The 3,474-nt window shown below is 35.7% G+C and carries 4 protein-coding genes and 1 pseudogene; all 5 read left to right on the plus strand.

Translation table 11 applies throughout. From position 1 onward, the window contains the following. Positions 1–654 (plus strand): hypothetical protein (locus tag LDB17_RS04325; RefSeq protein WP_393924907.1); only part of this gene is annotated, 654 nt, incomplete at its 5' end. 10 nt (positions 655–664) lie between these two features. Then, on the plus strand, positions 665–892 hold the full coding sequence (locus LDB17_RS04330) for a hypothetical protein (RefSeq protein ID WP_393924908.1): 228 nt from the start codon (positions 665–667) through the stop codon (positions 890–892). After that, positions 889–2,289: a hypothetical protein gene (locus LDB17_RS04335; RefSeq protein WP_252636412.1), complete on the plus strand. Its 1,401-nt coding sequence runs from the start codon at positions 889–891 to the stop codon at positions 2,287–2,289. Before LDB17_RS04330 ends, LDB17_RS04335 begins: the two co-directional genes overlap by 4 nt. Before the next feature lies 1 nt (position 2,290). Beyond that, a complete protein-coding gene (locus LDB17_RS04340) occupies positions 2,291–3,133 on the plus strand; it encodes a DUF6712 family protein (protein WP_252636413.1) in 843 nt (280 codons plus the stop codon). Then, positions 3,134–3,474, plus strand: a pseudogene (locus LDB17_RS04345) (hypothetical protein); the annotation flags it as partial.

Here is a 3,474-nt window from a genome sequence, read left to right on the forward strand (position 1 = left end):
GTATATTCCTTCGAGCCTCAGTCGGTAGAAGTAACAGCAACATACAGAAATTTAGTAACCGGTGGGTATGAGTCCGCTTCTTATGCTGAAGGTAATACGACAGCAAATCAAATAACAGTCATAGATGTAAGCCCAGACAAGTATATGAAAGAAGGTAAAATACTTGTAAAATATACTGTTATCTGTGATGTCAGGCAAATCGCTCATTTAGTCGATAACCTATCTCCTACTCCATCGATTGAAATTTTATTCAAAAATAACTTCGGCGTCCCGGAGACATTTTGCCCTATTGGTAACTTATCGAGCGAAAGAATATTCAAGAATGAATATGCCACAATAAAAGGCGACTACATCAAGACAAACAACTCCCTGGATATTGAATATATATCTAATACCGGCATTATCGATCAATATACAGCTGAATGGCTAGAATCAGATCTATTCTCTTCGTACAGTACTTTTCTTGTAAAAAATAAGGCAATTAGGAAGGGTATTACAATAATCGACCAAACTGTGAAACGATCGAGCGATAAAACGGAACAACCGGCGTATGAATTTAAATACAGACTGAGCCAGCATAACCAAGAGGTAAAGCAGTTCAATAAATTTCTATTCAGATTATTTGACAGAACTTTTGACAATACATTCAACTAATATGAGAGAAATGATCCACATAAAGGATGTCAGGAGGATATTGAACTCGAAAAAACGGGTAAATATTCGATGCTGGAAGATGGAAGATGCTTCGGTTATGGATTGTAAAGGCGTGGTTTGCACTTCAAGTAATTTCAACAACAACACTTTTAATATACGATTCCCGGATTCGGGTCAGATAAGAAAAATAAAAGCGATCTGCATTTTTGAATTTAATGGAAAAGAGGTAATTATATGACAAAGAAAAGGCAAAATATACAAATATTAGACAATACTTCTGCCGTCTTAAGCTTGGGAAGTAGTGCAGCTTTTGTGAATACAGTTGATATACAAGAAATGGATTCACTCTTAGAAAGCGTCACCGATGAGACAAAAACCAATCCTATCTCAATAAAAAAAGGATATAGAGGCTATGTGCCTTGGGGTACTGACAACCAGAAGCCCTATAATATAATGAAACTGGTAGGTGATGATGAAGTATTATCAGAAAATAAGCATTTCAATGCGCTTACCTGTTATGCAAGCGGATTGAGTTATAAGTCATCGATAGAAGGCGAAAAGCTGAATGATGATATAATCAAGTTCTTCAAATACAATAGGCCTACAAAGTATTTGCTCGATCAGTGTGCTGACATTAAATATTTTTTCTTTACTGTTACCGTACTTATAATAGATAAAGCGGGTGAAAAGATTGTAAATATCAGACACAAGGAGGCCTGTCATGTACGAATAGAGACATGTAATGATAAAGGAGTGATAGAAAATATATTCTATGCTGACTTTGAAAACAGAAATCCGAAAGATGATGAAGTAGAAGCTATTCCTGTTTTAGATTATTATGATCCTATAGGCGATTTGGAAGAAAGGTTCGGCAGAATTCCAAACATTAATGGTGTTACCCGGAGTAAAGAAAAAATAACGAAAGACAGAAAATTCGCATTAATAAACCTATTCCCGACCATCGGAGCAAAATATTACCCCGTACCTCCGTCCTGGTCTGTATTCAAAGGGGGATGGTACGAATATAGCCGTCTTATTCCTTATAAAAAATTAAAGAAGTTAAAGAATTCAACTTCTATAAAATACCTAGTTGAAATACATAAGGACTATTGGAAAGGCCTGTTTGAAGAGGAAAAGATAACTGATCCGGAAGCACAAATAGCTCGTAAGAAAAAACAATATGAGGATATCCGTGAATTCCTTACCGGTATTGAAAACTCAAACAAGCTATGGATTAGCGGATATTATGTTAATCCTACCAGTGGAAAAGAAATCAGCATGATAAAAATTACGCTGATTGATACTACTAAAGAAGGTGGTGAACTGATTGAGGACTCAGCGGAAGCTAACAATATGAAATGTTATGCTGACGCTGTACATCCGGCACTTATAGGTGTGAATCCGGGTAAATCTCAGGGTAATTATTCAGGATCGGTACAACGTGAATTGTTCACATTGAAACAATCGCTGGAAAAACCTTTTCATGATATATTACTTGAGCCATATTACATTATAAAAGAGTTCAACAAATGGGAAAATGTTGAATTCGATATTCCTGTAATTACACTCACAACCTTAGATAAAGGAAAGGATGCGGAAGAAAACACCTTAAGAGAACCAAATAAAAACGAATAATATGCTTATTCCAGATTTAGCGACATTTGTAAAATATATCCCTACAATAGGGGAATATAATCCTGATCCGAATAGAACAGATTGGGATAACCTTTTATCTTTTGTACAAGAAGCAGAATTGCTTTTGAAAACAAATTTGCTTGGTGCAGACCTGATGGGTTTAATAACAGCTTCTGCCGATACTGAGATAAAAACGGCAGCATGTACAGTAATAGCATGCAATGCCTATTATGCTGCAATTCCATTTGTGGATTTGATACAAACCCCGAACGGATTTGCGGTAGTATCGAACACCAATCAAGCACCGGCATCGAAAGAGCGTGTTGATAGATTGTTGAAATGGCTTGAGGCACGAATTAGTGAATCTACAGATATGTTGATCAGCCTAATATTCAAAGATCAAACGTATAATACAGCTTGGAAAAGTTTCGGGCTATATGATTATTATACCGAGTGCCTGTATATGACTGCCGATTCATTCCGGCGATATTGTAAAAAAGATGCTCTTCGTTATCATTTAGAAGAGCTTCATCCTGTGCTGATGTCATATCAGAACAAAATGGGAAATATGATCAGCCATGAATATATGGATGACTTATTGCAAAAAAGAAGGACAAATTCACTGACAGTCGAAGATATAGCAATGATCAGGGCGCTGATGTCTGTTATGGGAATGCTGTACAGAGAGGATAATGACACAGCATACAAATTACTGGAAACTACTGTTAACACAATGGTAGAAAATATCGAAAAATATCCTGTATACGCAGCATCACAAGCGTATAGGATAAAAACAGACAGTAAGTATAAAAACGAAAAGAATCAACCAACTTTTTTCTTCTAAATGATGATTATACTAAAAATTATAGGGATAATAATCGGATTGGGGCTATTGTGGTTACTAGCCTTCTATATCTATTACCGAAAACAGGTTAAGAAAAGTATCATCATGGAATCTCTTGACTTATCTTTGCCTAAATCGTGGAAAGAATTAAGTGAAAAGCAGTTCCTTTATGTGTGTAATCTGATGTTAAATGAAAATACACCCACTGAGATACATACGAAGTGCTTTATATATTTTACAGGTATAACGGTGTTGGAGCACGTAAACTCAGGAATATGGGTATGTCTTCATAAAAAAAAGAGATTTACAATATCGGATTATGAGGTTCAATATTTTGCAAA

This window comes from Dysgonomonas sp. Shenzhen-Wh21, assembly GCF_043392705.1.
GTDB lineage: Bacteria > Bacteroidota > Bacteroidia > Bacteroidales > Dysgonomonadaceae > Dysgonomonas.

Coding starts and splice junctions, on each gene's coding strand:
- LDB17_RS04330 (WP_393924908.1), top strand. CDS start 665: ATGATCCACATAAAGGATGTCAGGAGGATATTGAACTCGAAAAAACGG.
- LDB17_RS04335 (WP_252636412.1), top strand. CDS start 889: ATGACAAAGAAAAGGCAAAATATACAAATATTAGACAATACTTCTGCC.
- LDB17_RS04340 (WP_252636413.1), top strand. CDS start 2,291: ATGCTTATTCCAGATTTAGCGACATTTGTAAAATATATCCCTACAATA.